This window comes from Corynebacterium sp. HMSC076C10 (genome assembly GCF_001812455.1).
GTDB classification, from domain to species: Bacteria; Actinomycetota; Actinomycetes; order Mycobacteriales; family Mycobacteriaceae; genus Corynebacterium; species Corynebacterium jeikeium_D.
Window position 1 is genome coordinate 1 of the sequence record NZ_KV809085.1, and the last position, 17702, is coordinate 17702.

At 56.8% G+C, this 17702-nt stretch carries 18 protein-coding genes; 9 read left to right on the top strand and 9 right to left on the bottom strand.

Annotated features, from left to right (window positions below):
- Positions 1–179: 179 nt before the first annotated feature.
- Both HMPREF2857_RS00800 and ppgK read right to left on the bottom strand, forming a co-directional pair.
- Complete coding sequence (locus tag HMPREF2857_RS00800; protein ID WP_070642194.1) at positions 180–1742, bottom strand: RNA polymerase sigma factor; 1563 nt, start codon at positions 1740–1742, stop codon at positions 180–182.
- 395 nt (positions 1743–2137) lie between these two features.
- Positions 2138–2893 (bottom strand): polyphosphate--glucose phosphotransferase, encoded by a 756-nt coding sequence (gene ppgK, locus HMPREF2857_RS00805; RefSeq protein WP_070642196.1) that lies wholly within the window; start codon positions 2891–2893, stop codon positions 2138–2140.
- 118 nt (positions 2894–3011) lie between these two features.
- On the opposite strand from ppgK, the gene HMPREF2857_RS00810 reads away from it, so the two are divergent.
- Entirely contained in the window at positions 3012–3905 is an 894-nt protein-coding gene (locus HMPREF2857_RS00810) for an inositol monophosphatase family protein (RefSeq protein ID WP_246819566.1), read from the top strand.
- 9 nt (positions 3906–3914) lie between these two features.
- Here HMPREF2857_RS00810 and HMPREF2857_RS10830 read toward each other — a convergent pair whose 3' ends face one another.
- The gene (locus HMPREF2857_RS10830; protein ID WP_160310003.1) at positions 3915–4523 is read right to left on the bottom strand and encodes a LytR C-terminal domain-containing protein; all 609 of its coding nucleotides are present in this window, start codon (positions 4521–4523) and stop codon (positions 3915–3917) included.
- A 203-nt stretch (positions 4524–4726) separates the two neighbouring features.
- Here HMPREF2857_RS10830 and HMPREF2857_RS00820 point away from each other — a divergent pair, with 203 nt between their 5' ends.
- Positions 4727–5023, top strand: coding sequence for a DUF4193 domain-containing protein (locus HMPREF2857_RS00820; RefSeq protein ID WP_070642198.1), 297 nt, complete (start codon positions 4727–4729; stop codon positions 5021–5023).
- 108 nt (positions 5024–5131) lie between these two features.
- Here the strand turns inward: HMPREF2857_RS00820 and HMPREF2857_RS00825 are convergent, their stop codons facing one another.
- Positions 5132–5608, bottom strand: a complete 477-nt coding sequence (locus tag HMPREF2857_RS00825) for a DUF3093 domain-containing protein (RefSeq protein ID WP_048733250.1) — start codon at positions 5606–5608, stop codon at positions 5132–5134.
- A gap of 166 nt (positions 5609–5774) precedes the next feature.
- Between HMPREF2857_RS00825 and dut the strand changes: the two genes are divergently transcribed.
- The 3 genes from dut (at position 5775) to HMPREF2857_RS00840 (ending at position 8525) form a co-directional block, all read left to right on the top strand.
- Positions 5775–6227, top strand: coding sequence for a dUTP diphosphatase (gene dut, locus HMPREF2857_RS00830; RefSeq protein ID WP_048733249.1), 453 nt, complete (start codon positions 5775–5777; stop codon positions 6225–6227).
- A 118-nt stretch (positions 6228–6345) separates the two neighbouring features.
- On the top strand, positions 6346–7125 hold the full coding sequence (locus tag HMPREF2857_RS00835) for a DUF3710 domain-containing protein (protein WP_070602519.1): 780 nt from the start codon (positions 6346–6348) through the stop codon (positions 7123–7125).
- 134 nt (positions 7126–7259) lie between these two features.
- Positions 7260–8525: a class I SAM-dependent RNA methyltransferase gene (locus HMPREF2857_RS00840; protein WP_070642202.1), complete on the top strand. Its 1266-nt coding sequence runs from the start codon at positions 7260–7262 to the stop codon at positions 8523–8525.
- On the opposite strand, the gene HMPREF2857_RS00845 is transcribed toward HMPREF2857_RS00840, so the two are convergent.
- Complete coding sequence (locus HMPREF2857_RS00845) at positions 8526–9827, bottom strand: HRDC domain-containing protein (RefSeq protein WP_070642204.1); 1302 nt, start codon at positions 9825–9827, stop codon at positions 8526–8528.
- A 40-nt stretch (positions 9828–9867) separates the two neighbouring features.
- Positions 9868–10422: a DUF3000 domain-containing protein gene (locus HMPREF2857_RS00850; protein WP_016422661.1), complete on the bottom strand. Its 555-nt coding sequence runs from the start codon at positions 10420–10422 to the stop codon at positions 9868–9870.
- A 170-nt stretch (positions 10423–10592) separates the two neighbouring features.
- Between HMPREF2857_RS00850 and hemE the strand changes: the two genes are divergently transcribed.
- The 3 genes from hemE to hemQ all read left to right on the top strand — a co-directional run bounded on the left by hemE (position 10593) and on the right by hemQ (position 14069).
- The gene (hemE, locus tag HMPREF2857_RS00855; RefSeq protein WP_070642205.1) at positions 10593–11702 is read left to right on the top strand and encodes a uroporphyrinogen decarboxylase; all 1110 of its coding nucleotides are present in this window, start codon (positions 10593–10595) and stop codon (positions 11700–11702) included.
- A 105-nt stretch (positions 11703–11807) separates the two neighbouring features.
- On the top strand, positions 11808–13286 hold the full coding sequence (hemG, locus tag HMPREF2857_RS00860) for a protoporphyrinogen oxidase (protein WP_070642208.1): 1479 nt from the start codon (positions 11808–11810) through the stop codon (positions 13284–13286).
- An 84-nt stretch (positions 13287–13370) separates the two neighbouring features.
- Positions 13371–14069, top strand: a complete 699-nt coding sequence (gene hemQ, locus HMPREF2857_RS00865; RefSeq protein ID WP_070429449.1) for a hydrogen peroxide-dependent heme synthase — start codon at positions 13371–13373, stop codon at positions 14067–14069.
- Between the two features lie 91 nt (positions 14070–14160).
- Here the strand turns inward: hemQ and msrB are convergent, their stop codons facing one another.
- From msrB to HMPREF2857_RS00880, 3 genes are all read right to left on the bottom strand, one after another.
- A complete protein-coding gene (gene msrB / locus HMPREF2857_RS00870; protein WP_070642210.1) occupies positions 14161–14586 on the bottom strand; it encodes a peptide-methionine (R)-S-oxide reductase MsrB in 426 nt (141 codons plus the stop codon).
- Complete coding sequence (locus HMPREF2857_RS00875; RefSeq protein WP_246819567.1) at positions 14579–15835, bottom strand: glycosyltransferase family 87 protein; 1257 nt, start codon at positions 15833–15835, stop codon at positions 14579–14581. The genes msrB and HMPREF2857_RS00875 overlap by 8 nt, the downstream gene beginning before the upstream one ends.
- Before the next feature lie 143 nt (positions 15836–15978).
- Entirely contained in the window at positions 15979–16791 is an 813-nt protein-coding gene (locus tag HMPREF2857_RS00880; RefSeq protein ID WP_070642216.1) for a dihydrofolate reductase family protein, read from the bottom strand.
- A gap of 103 nt (positions 16792–16894) precedes the next feature.
- On the opposite strand from HMPREF2857_RS00880, the gene HMPREF2857_RS00885 reads away from it, so the two are divergent.
- On the top strand, positions 16895–17392 hold the full coding sequence (locus tag HMPREF2857_RS00885; RefSeq protein WP_048733225.1) for a ferritin: 498 nt from the start codon (positions 16895–16897) through the stop codon (positions 17390–17392).
- The last annotated feature ends 310 nt before the right edge of the window (positions 17393–17702 follow it).

Genomic DNA, 17702 nt, shown 5'->3' on the forward strand with positions numbered 1-17702 from the left:
TGCAATGACCGCCTGACCCTACCGGCCATTTTTCAGGTCATTTTTGACATAAACGCAGTCAGTAACTCACTAGCGCTGACACCAAAAGAAAAACCGGGCCCGAATAAGGTGTGAAACCTCATTCAAGCCCGATTCTCTGGGGCTAGCTGTTAGCCCCTGAACAACTTCAGGTTAAAGCTTTACTCCAAGTAGTCGCGCAGAACCTGCGAACGCGATGGGTGACGCAGCTTGGACATCGTCTTGGACTCGATCTGACGGATGCGCTCGCGTGTCACACCGTAGACCTGGCCAATCTCGTCAAGCGTACGCGGCATGCCGTCGGTAAGGCCGAAGCGCAGGCGGACGACACCGGCTTCACGTTCGGAGAGAGTCTCCAGAACGTCGCCAAGCTGGTCCTGGAGGAGCGTGAAGCTGACGGCGTCCACAGCGATGACTGCCTCTGAGTCCTCAATGAAGTCACCGAGCTGGGAGTCGCCCTCGTCACCGATGGTCTGGTCCAGCGAAATGGGTTCACGAGCGTACTGCTGAATCTCGAGAACCTTTTCCTCGGTGATGTCCATCTCCTTAGCGAGCTCTTCCGGAGTGGGCTCGCGGCCCAAATCCTGGAGCAACTCGCGCTGGATACGGCCGAGCTTATTAATGACCTCAACCATGTGAACCGGAATACGAATGGTTCGAGCCTGGTCGGCCATTGCACGAGTAATTGCCTGGCGAATCCACCAGGTTGCGTACGTGGAGAACTTGTAGCCCTTGGTGTAGTCGAACTTCTCGACGGCGCGAATCAGGCCGAGGTTGCCCTCCTGAATCAAGTCGAGGAAAGCCATGCCACGGCCGGTGTAGCGCTTTGCCAGGGACACCACAAGACGGAGGTTGGCTTCGAGCAGGTGATTCTTGGCGCGCTGACCGTCACGAGAAATCTCGCGCAAGTCGCGCTTCTGAGCGTAAGCGATGCGCTCGCCGGCTTCCTTGGCCTCGTCAATCTTGTACTGCGCGTACAGACCGGCCTCGATGCGCTTTGCCAGACTGACTTCTTCCTCGGCAGTCAGCAGCGCGACCTTACCAATCTGCTTGAGGTAGGCGCGGACAGAGTCGGCGGAGGCGGTGAGGGCAGCATCTTTGCGGGCCTGACGCAGACGAGCGGACTCGTCCTCGTTCCAGACCTCGTCGCCCTCGTCCTCTTCATCCTCGTCTTCGTCTTCGTTCTCGTCGTCCTCTTCTTCATCATCGTCGAGGTCGTCGTCTTCGAGGTCGTCATCATCCAGATCGTCGTGAAGATCATCGTCTTCGAGGTCATCATCCAGATCCGGGTCGTAGTCCTGCTCCTGCTCCAAGTCGTGGTCGAGTTCCTCGTCCTCGAGTTCTTCGTTCTCAGTTGCGTCGAGAGCCTGCGCGTCCTTCGCCTTCGCTGCAGCAGCCTTGGCCGCGGTGGCCTTCGCAGCCGTTGTCCGCTTAGTTGCCTTCTTGGCGGCGGCCTTACGCGTGGTTTTCTTAGCGACGGACTTCTTGGCCGCCTTCTTCACGGTCTTCTTGGCCGCTGCCTTCTTAGCGGGCGTCTTCTTCGCCGCAGTTTTGGTAGCAGCCGTCTTTTTGGCAGCAGTCTTCTTCGCGGCAGTCTTCTTTGCCACGGTCTTCTTCACTGCCTTCTTGATGGCCTTCTTTACAGCCTTCTTTGCAGGAGTAGCTGAACCGGTGCCACTCCCGGTGGATTGGTCCTGAGCTTGCCCCAGTTCGTTGCCTGCCACGAACGCCCTTTCACGATGTACGTTGTGTGCGCCGCCAAAGCCGCCGCCAGCTTCTCTCGGTCGAAGAGAAGCTCAACGCGCCAGTGGTGCGCCTTTACTTCGTCTATAGCCAACTAGCCGAATGGAAAACATTCAGAGCTGACCTTTTCGTGCCACGGTCATCAGTGTTGCTTTCTGGCTCCTAGCGAAGAAGTAATCGGTGAAAATCCTCATCGAAGCAGTGCGCTGGAATTCGATTTTCCCAATCCTCCTCGAGCCTGTTGATTATTCAACCTTGCCGTGAGTCAACTTCTTATTGTAAACCAATTCTGAAAATCGCCGCCACGGGGCATGGCTTCAAGCACGTGTCACGCCCGACACGTAGCTACCAATCCCCATATAAGAAATGAAAGTGGTTAAGGGTAAAGTCCCTGGTCAGCTGCAAAGGCGGCGCCAGCAATACCCGCATTATTATCCAGACTTGCGGGGACAACTGGAGTCTTACATGTCAACAGCGGAATCCACTTTTCGTGTTCGCGACTGATTCCGCCGCCGACGATGATCCGTGACGGCCAAAACAGCGCCTCGTAGGTCTTAAGCACTTTGCTCACGCGCTCAGCCCACTCTTCGAAGCCGAGCCCCTCCACATCCTTAACTCTCGCGGATGCAAAGTGTTCGGCCTCCATGCCATCAATGATGAGGTGGCCTAACTCCGAATTGGGGTAGAGCAGTCCGTCATGAATAAGCGCGGAGCCGATGCCTGTACCAAAAGTTAGCAACAACACGGCGCCTGTCTTATTGCCCGGATCGCCAAACTGGACTTCAGCGAGGCCGGCAGCGTCAGCGTCGTTAAGCACGTGCGCCTTGTTGTTGGGCAGGTATTTAGCGAAGAGCTCTTGGCAGTTCGTATTAACCCAAGAACCGTCAATATTGGCGGCCAGCAAGGCAATCTGATTCTGTACGACGGACGGAATCGTGATGCCGACATCGGAATCCCACTTCGCAATGTCCACAATTTCTGCAATGGTCTCCGCAACCGCTTCCGGAGTTGCCGGCTGTGGCGTGAAAATCTTAATGCGGTCACCAATAAGCTGCCCAGTATCAAGGTCCACGCGGCCACCCTTGATTCCAGAGCCTCCGACGTCGATGCCAAATCCAATTCGTTGTCCCATAGCTCAAATTGTACGAAACAGACACAATGGGGGCATGAGCATTAACTCGCGTGGCACCGAACAACTCGCTAGCAGGGCAGATAATAGGGGGTTTAGTGCGTCGAATAGCCCCGGTTCCGTGCGACCCAGCGTCAGGGAATTGCGCGATCGCGCGGTACTTATCGCCCGCGCAGCCGCGGCGCACATCGCCAGTCGTCGGGTCGAACTCGGCTCCGATGGCGTTTTAGCAAGCTCCGAAACGAAGTCTTCAGCTGTAGACCCCGTCACCGTCGTCGACCGTGAATCTGAGGAGCTCATTCGTTCGCTTATCAAGACGTTTAGCAGCTCTGACCGCATTTTGGGCGAAGAAGGCGGGCTTTACGACGGCGCGAGTTCCCCAGCGCAGGCTGCCAACGAGGGCGAAGCGGTGACCTGGATTGTAGACCCCATCGACGGTACGGTGAATTTCCTCTACGGCATGCCCAATTTTGCTGTGAGTATCGCTTGCGCCGTAGGCGATGAGGTAGTGGCGGGTGCAGTGGCAAATGCGTCCTCGGGAGAGATTTACAGTGCAGCTAAGGGAGAGGGCGCTCAGGTTTCTCGACGGGACGGCACTGTGCAGACGCTTAGTTGTTCCCCAACGGCCGAGCTGGAAAAGACACTTGTGGCAACGGGATTCAGCTATTCCGCTAGTCTCCGGCAGGTGCAGGGCCGGATAGCGTCGCAGTTGCTGGGGGAGTGTCGAGATATTCGGCGCATGGGATCGGCGGCGCTGGATTTGTGCATGGTGGCGCACGGCCGTGTTGATGCGTATTACGAACACGACATCAAGGTTTGGGATTATGCAGCTGGTGCTCTGATTGCGGCTGAAGCAGGCGCAAGGATTAGGGTCCCGGAATTCACTCAGTGTGCCAACGTTACTGGCCAGCCGGAGGGAGACCCGCTCGACTTTGGTGTCGGTGCGGCGAACTCTGAAGTTGCCGATGCGTTCTTCGAGGCATTGGATGGTGCTATCGCGAAGGCTAGGAATTAGTGCGTCGGTCTAGGAGCAGGTGCTCGAGCCTAACGAGCTCAAACCCTCTAGGTCGGCTTGTTCGCCACGGTTCAATGCGGACATCGTTTCCTCAACCTGGCTGGCTACTTCGAGATCCTTAAACCCCTTACCCAACGACACATCGACGGTTGCATCCGGCCGACCATCGTGGATGAGCTCAAAGCAGGGGAAAAGAGCGTGAAGCGCCGCGGCGTGGCCATTGAAGTCCTCGCCATAACGCAGCTGGCCGAAGCAACCGAGGTCTTGGTTTTCCACAATAGGGTCGTTGCCGTAGGGAACCTGCTCATCGAGGACAAAATCGAGCTGCCGCAATTGCTCGGCGACGGTTGTAGCCTGGCCGACTTTGCCGTTGGCATTATAAACGCGCACATGAACATCCGACGGTGGAACGACGTGCTCTCCGATTAGCGTGGTGGAGGAAACAGGGGCCCCAGCCGCGGGGAGGGAACAGGACACCGGATAACTTGCCGGTTGGCTGCGGAATGCCAACACCCACAACGTAGCGGCAATAACTACAGCAACGACGGAAACCACCACGTAGGGAACAATTTTTCGTCGATGTGATGCGCTCGTAATGCTCGCGGGGCCTGAACTCATAGCCATCATGTTATCGTCTCCTCGTCTAATAGGCATAGAAACCTATTCTGACCTGCAGAGATGACAGATTGCGTGAATTGCCTTAATATCCGCTGAGAAAGGCACTGGAGAGTACAGGGTGTCAATCGTCTCAACGCGTTGTATTCTCCGAGAAAAAGTCAGTTCACAATGTCTAGCAAAGGTCCAGAAAGAAGGTTTGGGACATGGCTGTAAACTACGATGCCCCGCGTACTCGTGAAACCGACGAGCTGGAGACCGATTCCCTTGAGGGCCTTCAGGCTGCATCTGCTGAGAAGGAAATCGACGACACTGACGACGGCGAAATTGTCGAGCCGTTCGAGTTGCCGGTCGCCGACATCGCGGGTGAAGAATTCGATATGGATGTTGCCCCCAAGGGGGAGGATGAATTCACCTGCGGCTCCTGCTTCATGGTGATGCACCGCTCGATGATCGCAATCGATAACGGCGATGGATTCCCTATCTGCCAGGACTGTGCCTAATCCCCGCGCAGCCGGGATAGCTTCCTAGAAAAAGGAAAACCGCCACTACCACGGTTCTGGCGGCGCTGGGACCGTCGGCAAGCGTGTAGCGGCGGTGAGAGATTTGACCTAGCGGTCGAAGAAACTGTCAAGTAGTGCCTCGGGGTGGCGGGTGGAGACCAGCCAATAGGGGGTGGGGTCGTCCGGATCGTCGAGGACTAGCAGTACCATCGTGGGAATCCACGTGTGCGTAACCAGGAATGCTGCTGGATCGAGCTGACGGCCCAACGCATTGCGCTGCGCGGACTTCGGGACCACCAGGGATTTGGCAACAACCGATGCTGGCAAAACTGCCGTGCCAGCGTGAAGCCAGCGTTCACCAGTGCTGTCCACTTCTACGGACACCGTGGTCTTCGACATAGTCAACAGCACCCACACGCCCACGGCCAGACAAATAATGCCGCCGATGACAAGCCAAATCGGTGAACGGTTAAAGCCAATCTGGGCCGTGCATACAAAAACGGCAGCAGCGCCGAGTACCCAGAACCACCAGGGAACCCAGAGCTTTTCGGAATAGACAATCGATGAATCTCCGCTCGAGCTCATTGTTATTGCCGCACCTTCAGAGACGGATGCTGAGCTGTCGCCGCGACGAGGCTGCAGGTTATCTTTTCCACTCACGGTTATCCATTCTAGGGCACGGCTATGCTCGGTACTGACAAGGCCGAAGTGCGGTTCTTAAAAGACGCGACAGCGAAGGATATACAAAGAAATGACTTATGCCCCGGTGCAAGTGAAAAAGCTCGCTAAAGACGCTGTGATTCCCCAGCGTGCGCATGCCGATGATGCCGGTGTGGATTTGAGCTCAGTGGAGGATGTCGTCCTAGCACCAGGGCAGCGGGCGCTCGTGGGAACCGGTATTGCCATTGCTTTGCCGGCGGGCACAGTGGGATTGGTTCATCCTCGCTCCGGATTGGCTTTCAAAAAGGGGCTGTCCATCGTCAACGCTCCCGGCACGATTGATGCCGGTTACCGTGGTGAGCTTAAAGTCTGCCTGATCAACTTGGACCCGACCAATGCGGTGGAGATCGCCAAGGGCGATCGAATTGCCCAATTGGTTGTGCAGAAGGTCGAGCTCAGCCCGCTGGTGGAAGTCGATGAGCTCGATGAAACTGAACGCGGCGCGGGCGGTCACGGGTCAACCGGAGTGTCCACGACGCTTTAAAACGCCTCTGACAACGCGGGGACCCTACCAAGTGTGGTTCAATGCGTGAAGAGCTCAATAAAGCGTTTACAAAAGCGTATACAAAGATTTCTTTTTAGCGAGGTGTCAATAAACCACCATGTGGCCATTTGGAAAGAAGAACCAGCCAGAAGAACCAGCTGCTGAGGCAGAGGCCGTTACCACCGACTCTGCGGCGCCAGCTTCTGAGGAGGCTACCGCAACCGTGCATGACGACGCGTCGGAAACCGCCGCGGAGAACGCACCAGCAAACGGCCCCTTCGATATCAACAGCGCTAGCCCGACGCAGTTTGATTTTTCGGACTTCGCGAAGGCCAGCCTGAACCTCGGTTCGATGCTGCTGCCTATTCCTCACGTTGGTGATATTCAGGTGGAGATGGGGCCGACAGGTCCAACCATGCTGCACGTCGCCACTGAGCATGGCCGCGTAACTCCTGTAGCATTCGCTGCTCCGACGTCGGGCGGCCTCTGGGAGGAGTCCGCTCAGGAAATCAAGGACGGTCTTGAGTCCGATGGCCTCGATGTCCACGTCGAGCAGGGGCCGTGGGGTTCTGAGGTCGTAGGTCGCACCTCCGATATGGAAATGCGAATCATCGGCGCCGACGGCCCGCGTTGGATGCTTCGCATGACGGCTTCCGGTCCGGCTGATCGGGCGGAGGAACTCGCAGATCTCGCCCGCGGTCTCCTTGCCCGTAGCTTCGTCTCTCGCGGTGAAAACCCGATGCCAGCAGGTCAGCCGCTTCCGGTTACGCTGCCGTCCCAGATGGCCGAGCAGATTCGTCAGGCATACCAGCAGCAGACCCAGGCTGCCCAAGCTGAAGGTGAACCCGGGCAGGTGCCAGGCGCTACTGGTATCAACCCGGATGGCTCCACCAATTAGTTTGGTCAACCCGCCAGCAGAGAGAAGCTAGCTACTTGACCAGTTAGAAAAGGATCTGCAGACGCCACTGTGCACTGCCCGCCGCCGTCACCCGACGGCGGCTTTTCTCTTGTCAGCGGGTAGTATCACACTGCGTGAACATCGAAGTGACTATTGACCGTCCCGCTGCCGGCGGAGAATTCATTGCCAGCTACGACGGACGAATCGGTTTCGTCACCGGCGGTATCCCCGGCGAACGCGTTGTTGTCGAAATTGCCAAACCTGATGCCAAGCTGTGGCGCGGCAATGTCGTTGAGGTTTTGGATGCCTCAGAGCATCGAATTTCGCAGCGTTGCGAAGCAGCTCAGCAGGGCGCGGGCTGTTGCGACTGGGGTTTTATTGATCCTGAGCACGCGGCGCGTCTCAAGGCTGATGTCTTGACCGATTGCCTGCGCCGTCTTGGACGTTTCACCGCCGACGAGCTGCCAGCTATCGATGTTCTTCCACTGGCTCCCACCTCCCGTTGGCGCACGCGCGTGCGGCTGGGTGTGGATTCCCAGGGACGAGCGGGATTACGTCGTTCCCGTTCCCACGAGCTCGTCATCGGCTCCGAGTGCGTCCAAACAGTTCCCAATCTCATCGCTGGCTTTTCGACGGCCGGAACCATCCCCGTCGCTAAACCAGCTCGCGGTCGAGGGAGCAAAAAGTCGCAGACAGGAGAACTCCATGTGGCCATGGACACGGAGGGTAACCGAAGCGCTGTGTACGTTTCCGGCAGCGGCAGGAACCGCAAGCAAACGTTGATTGAAGGCGAGCCAACCACACAGCACACTGTTCACGGAATTACTTTCGATGTGCCGACTACCGGTTTTTGGCAAGCCCATCGCCATGCCCCTGAGTTCTATGGATCGCGCATCATTGACCTGTTGGCCGGTCAGTCTTTCTTCTGCGGTTGGGATCTTTACGGTGGCGTAGGCGTTCTGTCGGCGGCCCTGCGCAAGTTAGTTGACGCAGAGGGCTCAATACTCTCTGTAGAGGGATTTGCAGCGGCAGCGACGGCAGGGCGCAAGGCCTTCACTGCAGCTGACCACAGTGGGAATGCGACGCCTGCGGCACCAGTCCGGTTCGTTACTGGGGATGTCACCAAGATAGTGCGCCGCGAAGTTGCTAATGAGGAAACACCAAATCCGGATATCGTCGTTCTCGACCCTCCGCGCTCCGGTGCTGGTAAGGATGCTATCGCCGCTATTGCTGAGGCCAAGCCACGCGTGGTCGTACATTTCGGTTGCGATCCGGCGACTTTTGCCCGCGATGCCCGGTACTGGACTGACTACGGCTACGCGTTCAAACACCTCGAGGTCGTGGACGCATTTGGTCTAACGCATCACTTTGAAACCATCGCGGTGCTGGAGCAGCTGTAGCTAGAGAGGGTGCCGCATGGGCGCAAGGACGTAGGTACCGATCACGTCGGCAAGCAAATGTGCCTGCCATGGGCGGAAACCCTGTTCCCTGAGGTGAGCGGAGATTTCTGTAACGGCTGGCAGGCCGCCAGCGTAGTTGTCGTGGTGGCGGAAAACGAATGAGCCGACTGCGCGGCTGTGAATCCACCACACCAGTTCACGTGTCTGCGCGGAAGTGATGAGTGTGTCCTTGCGCAGGTGTATTTGGGCACAGACGTTGTCGATGCAGTCTCGCGTGGTTTCGAAAATCTCGGCGGCTTGTGGGGCATGTTCAGCCCAACGGCGAAAGTGGGGCATCTGGTTGGGAGCCTGCTTCTGGGGCTTCGGCCATGACGACCTGGGTTCCTGACGGGCTTCATTAACGACCTTCAACCAAGCGTCCGCGGCACCGCGACGGCGACGTGGAAATCCACGGATTGCAGTTAGTTCACGCTGCGTACCGGGGAGTTGTTCTGCGATTGTACGTAGAACGCTGTGACCCATGACGTGTGTTGGGGAGACATCACGGCGCTGCGCGATTTCGTCACGCTCAGTCCACAGTGCACGGGCGACGTGAAGTTGTTCGGGAGTGCGCAGCTTCCCAATCCCTTTGAGCCCCTGCCACGAGTGTCCGACGTGCAGACCATCGAGGTATTTACGGTTTAGAGCGAGTTCGCGTTCGCATTCCTGTTCCAGCCATTCCAAACGGTCGAGCTCAGTCAGCGCCTGACAAAGAACCTCGGCGAGTTCGATGAGCAGCTCGACATCCAAGGCTGCGTAGTCCAGCCAATCTGCTGGCAGTGGACGAGTAGACCAATCCTCTCGACCGTGCCCCTTGGCAAGTCCAACTCCGAGGAGTCGCTCTGTCAGAGCTGCTAAGTTGACTCGCTCCAGGCCGAGAAGGCGGCCGGCCAGCTCAGTGTCAATGACTTTGGTGGGGTAGAGACCCAGAGCTGCGAGGCAGGGAAGGTCAGAATGAGCGGCGTGAATAATCCAGGTCAGGTCGTTGACTGAGGAACCGAAAACGGCCATCGCCTTGCGACCATCTTCGGGATCGATGAGAAAGGTGCCCGCTCCACGGCGGCGAAATTGAAGCAAGAAGGCGCGGTCGTCGTAGCGATATGCCGAAGCTCGTTCAGTATCGACTGCGAGCCAACCGTGTCCTTTGGCCAGCTGCTCACCGGCGTCAATAATGTCGTCGATGGCAGAAAGCACGCGTGGAGTTCCCTCGGCTGGGGCAAGTCTTACTTCTACGTCGGGACTAGTTTCCACGTCGGAGCTCATCGCACGCCTCTTCGGTCGTCGGTATCAGCAGTCGCCGGTATCAGCCCAGCAGGGAAACGCCGACGGGTGGCAGACCAGCGACGTTCGCTAGTACCTGAGCGAAGGATTCAACGTGGGTGCGCAGGTCGGTGCCACGAGCAGTCCACGATGCGCGCATTTCTAATTGAAAGGCCTGTGGCTTGCCGCCGATCTCGCCATAGCGGACAGAGTTCGTAGTAGTCACCGTGCCACCCAAGTTCGACAGTTCGGCGTTGTTCTCAGCCAGAGCCTCGGTGAGCCATTGCCAGGCAACCTGGGGAAGCAGCGGATCTTCCGCGAGGGAGGCGTCCATATCCGCCTGGATGTATGCAACCAAGCGCATGTCACCGTCCCAGGTTTCCTCACTGCGGGGGTCATGGAGCAAAATTAAACGACCAAAGGCATCGTCGTCCGAGGACTCAGGGACAATATCAGCTTCGGGCTGCGTGACCTCAAGCGAGACAGCGTGGCTAAACGGTGCCAGCTTCTGCGGTGGCCGAACGGTGCCCAGAGCAATCTCAGGTCGCAGTTCAGCAGAGTGCATTGACTGGACCGCGGCGCGGAAGTTCTGTGGCATTGAATCGGTTCCATTCACGCGCCTGAACTTAGCCATATGACGCTTGCGTTAGTGGGAGGCGCGCCGAAAAGAGTGGGAAGCGACCAAGCGGTTCGTCGAAAACGCACAGCAGGGCGAGAGAATTTCCTGTTCTTAGTACCCCACATATCAATTTCTAAGGTAAGTGGGGCATGATTGTCCGTATGAACAATCGTCGCACTTTGACTGATGCCCCGATTCTTGATGCAGCTTACGGTCGAACTCCTTCGCGCCGCCCGGTGTGGTTTATGCGGCAAGCTGGTCGTTCACTGCCTGAGTACCGTGAGGTGCGCAAGGACATCGGTATGTTGGACTCTTGCTTCCGCCCGGAACTGCTCGCTGAGATTACTATGCAGCCGGTACGTAGGCACGACGTTGATGCTGCGATTCTTTTTTCCGATATCGTCGTGCCGCTGAAGGCTGCGGGTGTCAACCTGGATATTGTTCCTGGCCGCGGTCCAGTAATGGATACTCCGGTGCGCTCGGAAGCAGACATCAAGGCTCTACCGGAAGTCACGGAAGAGCAACTCGCTCCGGTGGCCGAGGGTATCGGCCTCATTCTGCAAGAGCTGAATGATACCCAGGCACTCATTGGTTTCGCCGGTGCACCGTTCACCTTGGCGTCGTACCTGATTGAAGGCGGTCCATCCCGCAATCACGAGCGCACTAAGGCGCTGATGCACTCGGACCCTGAATTGTGGGATCACCTGATGCAGAAAATCACTCCGATGGTGATTGCTTTCCTGCGCGCGCAGATTGGCGCTGGTGCGGACGCTATTCAGCTCTTCGACTCCTGGGCTGGCTATCTCACCGAGCGTGATTACCGCCGCTTTGTGTTGCCGTACTCGAAGGAAATCTTCCAGGCTGTCGCCGACGCCGGCATTCCGCGCATCCACTTCGGTGTGGGCACCGGCGAGCTTCTCGGTGCGATGGCTGAAGCCGGCCCAGAAGTCATGGGCGTCGACTGGCGCGTGCCACTGGACGTTGCTGCCAACCGCATTCGTGCCACGCTTTCCGACGTTCACCGAGGCGCAGACCCGGCGGAAAACAGCCTTGCATTGCAGGGCAACCTTGACCCGGCGATTCTCTTTGCCGGTGAAGATGCAATGACCCAAGAGATTCAGCGCATCTGCTCTGAGGCGGACCGTGCAATTAAGCGTGGTGACGCCCGTGGACATATCTTCAACTTGGGTCACGGGGTGCTACCGAATACCGATGCCGACGCGATTACGCGCGCCGTTGAGATCATTCACGCAACGTAAAAGCCGACGCAACAGGCGTGTAAAACACGCACTAGCTAATTTCCTACAAGTCTTATCGACCGTGCCCGCTCGAGGCGCGGGCATAGAGAAAGCGTACGAAATACCGTGGTTGCACAACCTTCTACCATTGCCGTCATAGGTGGCGGTATCTCCGGCCTGAGCGCAGCGTATGAGTTGCGTAAAAAGCTCGGACCCGCCGCAAGAATAATTGTCATCGAGTCCAGTGCACAGGTCGGCGGCAAGCTGAAGACTCGACCAGGAGCTAACGGCCCTCTTGAGGCGGGCGCTGAGGCGTACCTGGCGTTCCGTCACGATGCCACCGATTTTTTCAAGGAACTCGGGTTGGCAGATCAGCTAGTCGCCCCTTCGGGGCTGCCTTCCAAGCTCTACATTGGCGGTGAACTCAAGGACCTTCCGCGTAACACGGTCACCGGTATTCCAGGAAGTTCAGAAGGGTTGGGCTACCTCCTCAGCGAGGCCACCCTCGCCAAGATTGATGCCGAGTCGAACCCCGAGCTCACTCCAGCCTTGCACTGGGTACTGGGTGACGACATGAATGTCGGCCAGCTGGTCGCGGCGCGGCTCGGTGAGGAAGTCGTTGACCGCATCGTCTCCCCGCTGCTCGGGGGCGTCTACTCAACCACCGCATACGATCTGGGTCTGCGTGCGACCATCCCACAGCTGGCGGCAGCGCTTGATGAAATGGCTAGTGTCGGTGACCATGTCAGCCTCACCGGCGCTGTCCAGCGCGTTCTGGAAGCACGTAAGGAGGCGCAGCAGGCGCGTCTGAGTAGTGAGGCTGCGACAGATTCGACGAAGACGAAGCGACCGGTGGTCTTCCAAACGTTCCGCGATGGCTTCGAGGTTCTCTACAACACGCTTGTCGACGAATCGGGAGCCGAACTCCTCTTGTCGACGAAGGCTACTGGTCTGAGCCAGCATGACAATGGCTTTGAGGTCACTGTGGAACTGCCGTCGGAAAGCGGCACGAGCATTAGCACTATCGACGTCGACGGTGTTGTCGTGGCGGCACCTTCTGCAACCACATCGGAGCTCTTGAGCACCCTTGCTCCAGAGGCGGCTGAGCTCATTGGTGGGGTAGACACGTCGAACTCGGCGGTGGTCGGTATGTGTTTCGACTCGTCCGAGGGACTGCCGGAGATCAACGGTGTGTTGTGCGAGATTGGTGCGGATCTGTCCGCGAAGGCTTTCACAGTGTCGTCCCGGAAGTGGCCACATATTGGTGAGCGCTACGGTGCCGTTGTGAGGGCAAGTTTCGGACGTTTTGATGATGACTCGCACGTGCATCGCAGCGACGAAGACCTCATCGCCAGGGCAAAGGCGGATTTGGCTAAGGCGACTGGCTTTGATGCTGAACCGACAGCGGTTTTCGTCCAGCGTTGGTGGGCAGGGATTCCACGCTTCGATATGGGGCATGGAGGTTTGATGGATTTTGCTCGCCACGAGTTGGACGAGGTGCCTAAGCTTGCAGCAACAGGGGCATGGCTCAGTGGCCCGGGCATTCCGGAGTGTATTTCCAACGCCAAGGCTGCGGCTAACAAGATTGCTGCGGAGCTGGCATAAAGCTGCGAGATTGGTGCTGAGTACGAAACTGGCGCTGACCCATCGTTTGTAAACAAACCTTTCAACCGAACTAGGAGACAACTAATGACCAAGCTCGATTTCAAGAAGCTCAACGACACCATCCGCTACACCATGTGGTCTGCCTTCAAGGTGACCCCAGGTGCACTCGGTGATAACCGCGAAGAGGCAGTGGCTAAGACCAAGGAATTCCTGGCTCGTTACGAAGACACTGATCTGATCATCCGTGGTTTCTACGACGTGTCGGCCATGCGTGCTGAAGCTGACTTCATGTTCTGGATTCACGCAGAGAAGCTGGAAGATCTGCAGGCGTTCTACAACGCCTTCCTGCGCGAGACTCCGCTGGGCCAGGCATCCACTCCGCACTGGTCGAACGCTGCGCTGCACCGTCCAGCTGAGTTCAACAAGTCGCACCTGCCGTCGTTCATCATGGGTGAAGAGCCGGGACGATGGATTGCAGTTTACCCGTTCGTCCGTTCCTACGACTGGTACCTGCTGGAGCCGACCGAGCGTCGACGTATCCTTGCTGAACACGGTATGGCCGGTCGTGACTACCCGGATGTGCGCGCCAATACTGTCCCGGCGTTCGCACTCGGTGACTACGAGTGGATCCTTGCATTCGAGGGGCCGGAGCTCGACCGCATTGTGGACTTGATGTGGAAGATGCGTTACACCGAGGCTCGTCTGCACGTCCGCGAAGAGATTCCGTTCCACACGGGACGTCGCGTCGATGACATCGCAGAGATCATCAACGTTCTGCCGTAGCTCACGCAATCAACGAGAGAATCAGCAGCGCCGCTGGTCAAGCCCCGTTAACTGACGGGATTTTGACCAGCGGCGCTGCTTCTCTATCTAGTTATTCAGCCGTCTTGTCCGGTTCGAGCGTGAGTGAAATTGAATTGATGCAATAACGCAGGTCGGTCGGAGTATTGTATCCCTCACCCTCAAAGACGTGGCCGAGGTGAGACTTGCAACGACTGCACAGCACTTCGGTACGGACCATACCGAGGCTGGTGTCTCGGCGCTCAATAATCCGGTCTCCAGCTAGTGGAGAGAAGAAGGATGGCCAACCGCAGTGAGAGTCGAACTTCTCGTTCGACCGAAACAGCTCGTAACCACAGGCCCGGCAGCGGTAGACACCTTGAGTCTTGGTATCGGTGTACTCACCGGTGAAGGCGCGTTCAGTACCTGCCTGACGCAAAATCTGGTACTCCGCGGCACTGAGGCGTTCGCGCCATTCTTCTTCGCTCAGATTCCAGTCTTCGCTATGCGAATCAACCATTCTGAATAGCCTCCTCAGACTTGAGATCAGATTCCTGATTAGACTTCCTGCCTGCTATCTTCCAGTCGCTCAGCCAGCTGAAGCCGGATGCAAAGCTACGCCCATTGACAGCATCCACAATCGTCATTCGAATGAGTGCTGCCGTGATGGAGAGAATAAGAACGGCCCATCCAATACCGCCGATTGCAACCGTGAACCACGGGAAAAAGAGGTCATCTTCATCAATCCACCAATTGGCGTAGAAGAAACAGAGTACGACTCCGAGTCCTGCGCCCCAATTCAACATGACTGTCGAACCAATATTTCCTTCATTGTCGCGATCCAAAACCAATGGGCGAAGCACGGTGAGAACCATTGGCAAGAGCGTCATCGAGTAGTACTGCTGGCCCAGGCTGGAAAGGAAGAACGCGCCGGTGAAGAGAACTCCGGAAGTCGTAGCAATCCAGAATTTCTCATCCCTTTCGAGCCAGCGAAGAAGGAGCACGACAGATACCAAGACGAAAATGCCGAAAAAGACTTGCCACAGCAAGATCAGTGTCGGGTGGGCACCCAGCCAAACAAGCTGTCCAGTCAGTGAAGCATTTGCAAAGTCACGGACAACTCCTAGGTAGGGGATAGTGATATCTAGGTAGTCACGTGGTTGGACCATGAGCGGCCACGCGATGACATTGGCTGCAATTACCACCCCGATACTGGTCAGTACCGTAGAGAACTGCCTGCGCATGAACGGTAGGAACAGCATTGGCAAGAATACGGGCTTGATAGTGATTGCGATACCGATAATCAGGCCGGCCAGGATAATGCGTCGCTCGGTCAATGCAATAAAAAATAGCACTAATGCAAGGAACAGTGAACCGTTAACGTTCGTAAAATCAAGGGTGTTGGTAACGGGTTCCGTAAGGTAGAGCAGTGCTATCGACGCTGGAATGATGGGGCCAGAGCGCGCAATACCAAGCCACCTCAGTAGCAGCACAATTGCCGCAATGATTGCAGCTGACTGAAATACCGCAAACCAGATTCGGCCCGTTTCAAGCGAGCCGAACAAGTCAATCGGGGCTAAAAGTAGGGTAGCGCCTGGGGAATACAGATAGTGCGGATCGGCTGTTACGTAGTCTTCCGAATAAACGGGTACCTGCGATACGAATCGATTAATTGCCGACCAGACCGTCGTAAAGTCATCTGTGCCAGAAACGTCTTTCGGCAAAACCCAGGTGCGGTGAAAAATCACCACAGCTGCGATAGGCCACAAGAAAGCGCTGAGTCCTCGCGACACGTGCCGAGACAGAGAGCGTGGAGCCACCGAATTTGTCTCTGGCGTGTCCTTGGACGCTTGCGTTAATGCCGTTGCGCTTGCGCTCACGTCGATTTTTGGTTTACTCACAATACTCCACCCTACTGGGTGAAGCTGCGGGAATAGCGTAGGAAGATGTGTGAGTCGGAACGTAGGATATCTCGCACTTCAAAAGCCTGCGGGGTCGTCGAGTTCGAGTCCTCATCAGGGTCGTTCTCGCCGAAAGTCAGGGGGCCGTTACCCACCCACATCGGCGACAATGTCAGGAACAGTTCGTCGACGCACCCGTTTTTGAATGCTTCTCGATATATCGTCGGCCCACCCTCTACGACAATGTCCTGATACCCATGTTCGGCCAGCCACGCTAACGCCGCTTTTACCGAGGGGTCAGGAAGCTTAACGACGCGAGCCCCGGCCGACTCCATCTTTTTAGCTTTGTTCTTGTGAGCGGCTCTTGCCTCTTCATCATTAAAAGCATCTTCAGTCGGGGTGAAGATTATCGGAGGATTGACTTCTGCATTCGTGAAAAAGTCAGATTTTATATCTAAATCCAACGAGCGCGAAAGTGTGGACATCGCCACGTGCTCGGAGCGACCTAGCTTCTGTCGAACGGCCTCTAGGTACTCCGGTATCTCAACTGGCCCGTACCCCTCGGACGCAATGGTGCCTGTACCAACGAAAACGACGTCGGCAAGCGCGCGAAGCGTGTTGAAAACCGTGGCATCGGTGTCGTTGCCAAGCTGGCCCGAGGTGCCTTCGACGGCGCCGCGTCCGTCCAAGCTGGTGACGGCGATGGCCGTGACGGTGGAGGCGTTGTGAGACACCGCCGCTGTATCATGTGTCGTTTGCGCAGGTCGAGAAAGAAACTGCAGAATTTCGTCGGTCGATGGGCTTACGGAGGTGAGTGTAGCCATACCGCCGAGGTTAAGCCGACGATTGTAAAATAGGCAAGGCCTGGCTTATAAGGGAAGTATTATAATCGTTGCCATTTATAAGGGTTGGACTTATAGTAGGGGCATGCGACTAACAGATACTCTTGAGAAGGCATTCAACGACCAGATCACTATGGAGCTCACCGCTTCCCACGTCTACCGCCAGCTGGCAATCGAGCTGGACCTGCTGGATTTCTCCGGCATGGCAGACTGGATGCGTGCACAGGCGGATGAGGAAGTTGATCACGCGAACCAGTTCATCGCACACCTCGATGCTCGCGACAACCACCCGCAGATTGGTGCTGTCGACGCACCGGAGGTGAAGGTCACTTCCGCAATCGATGCATTCCGCATCGCTCTGGAGCATGAAGAAAAGGTTTCGGCATCTATCCGTAACCTCCGCAAGCTTGCTGATAGCGAGGGTGATCTCGACTCCCGCCCGCTGCTGGACAGCTTCGTGGTTGAGCAGATTGAGGAAGAGGACACCGTGCGTGGCATCATCGGTCGCCTGGAGATTGTCGGCGACAACGGTGCTGGCCTGCTGCGTATCGACCGGGAGCTCGGTGCTCGCGACGCAGCTTAATATCGAGCTCGGTTCACAGTTTCGATAGAAATGACCGCCCCAGGCACTTATCCCTGGGGCGGTCATTTCTATTCAGCTGGAGTATCAATTGATGGGCTTGGCGTCCAGGCAAACCGAAATTTGTGGAGCGGTTCTGGGTTGACCATCCATAGCCTTTAGACGAGCGAGCTGCTCAGCAGAGCTCGCCGAATTGGGAAACCTGCCAGCCGAGACGCCTGCCGGACAACATTTTTCCTGCTTAACCCAGGGGAGCGGTAGGACTCAATGAAACTGGTTGGGGTTAAGTAAAGAAAAGTGTGTCCGCATGCCA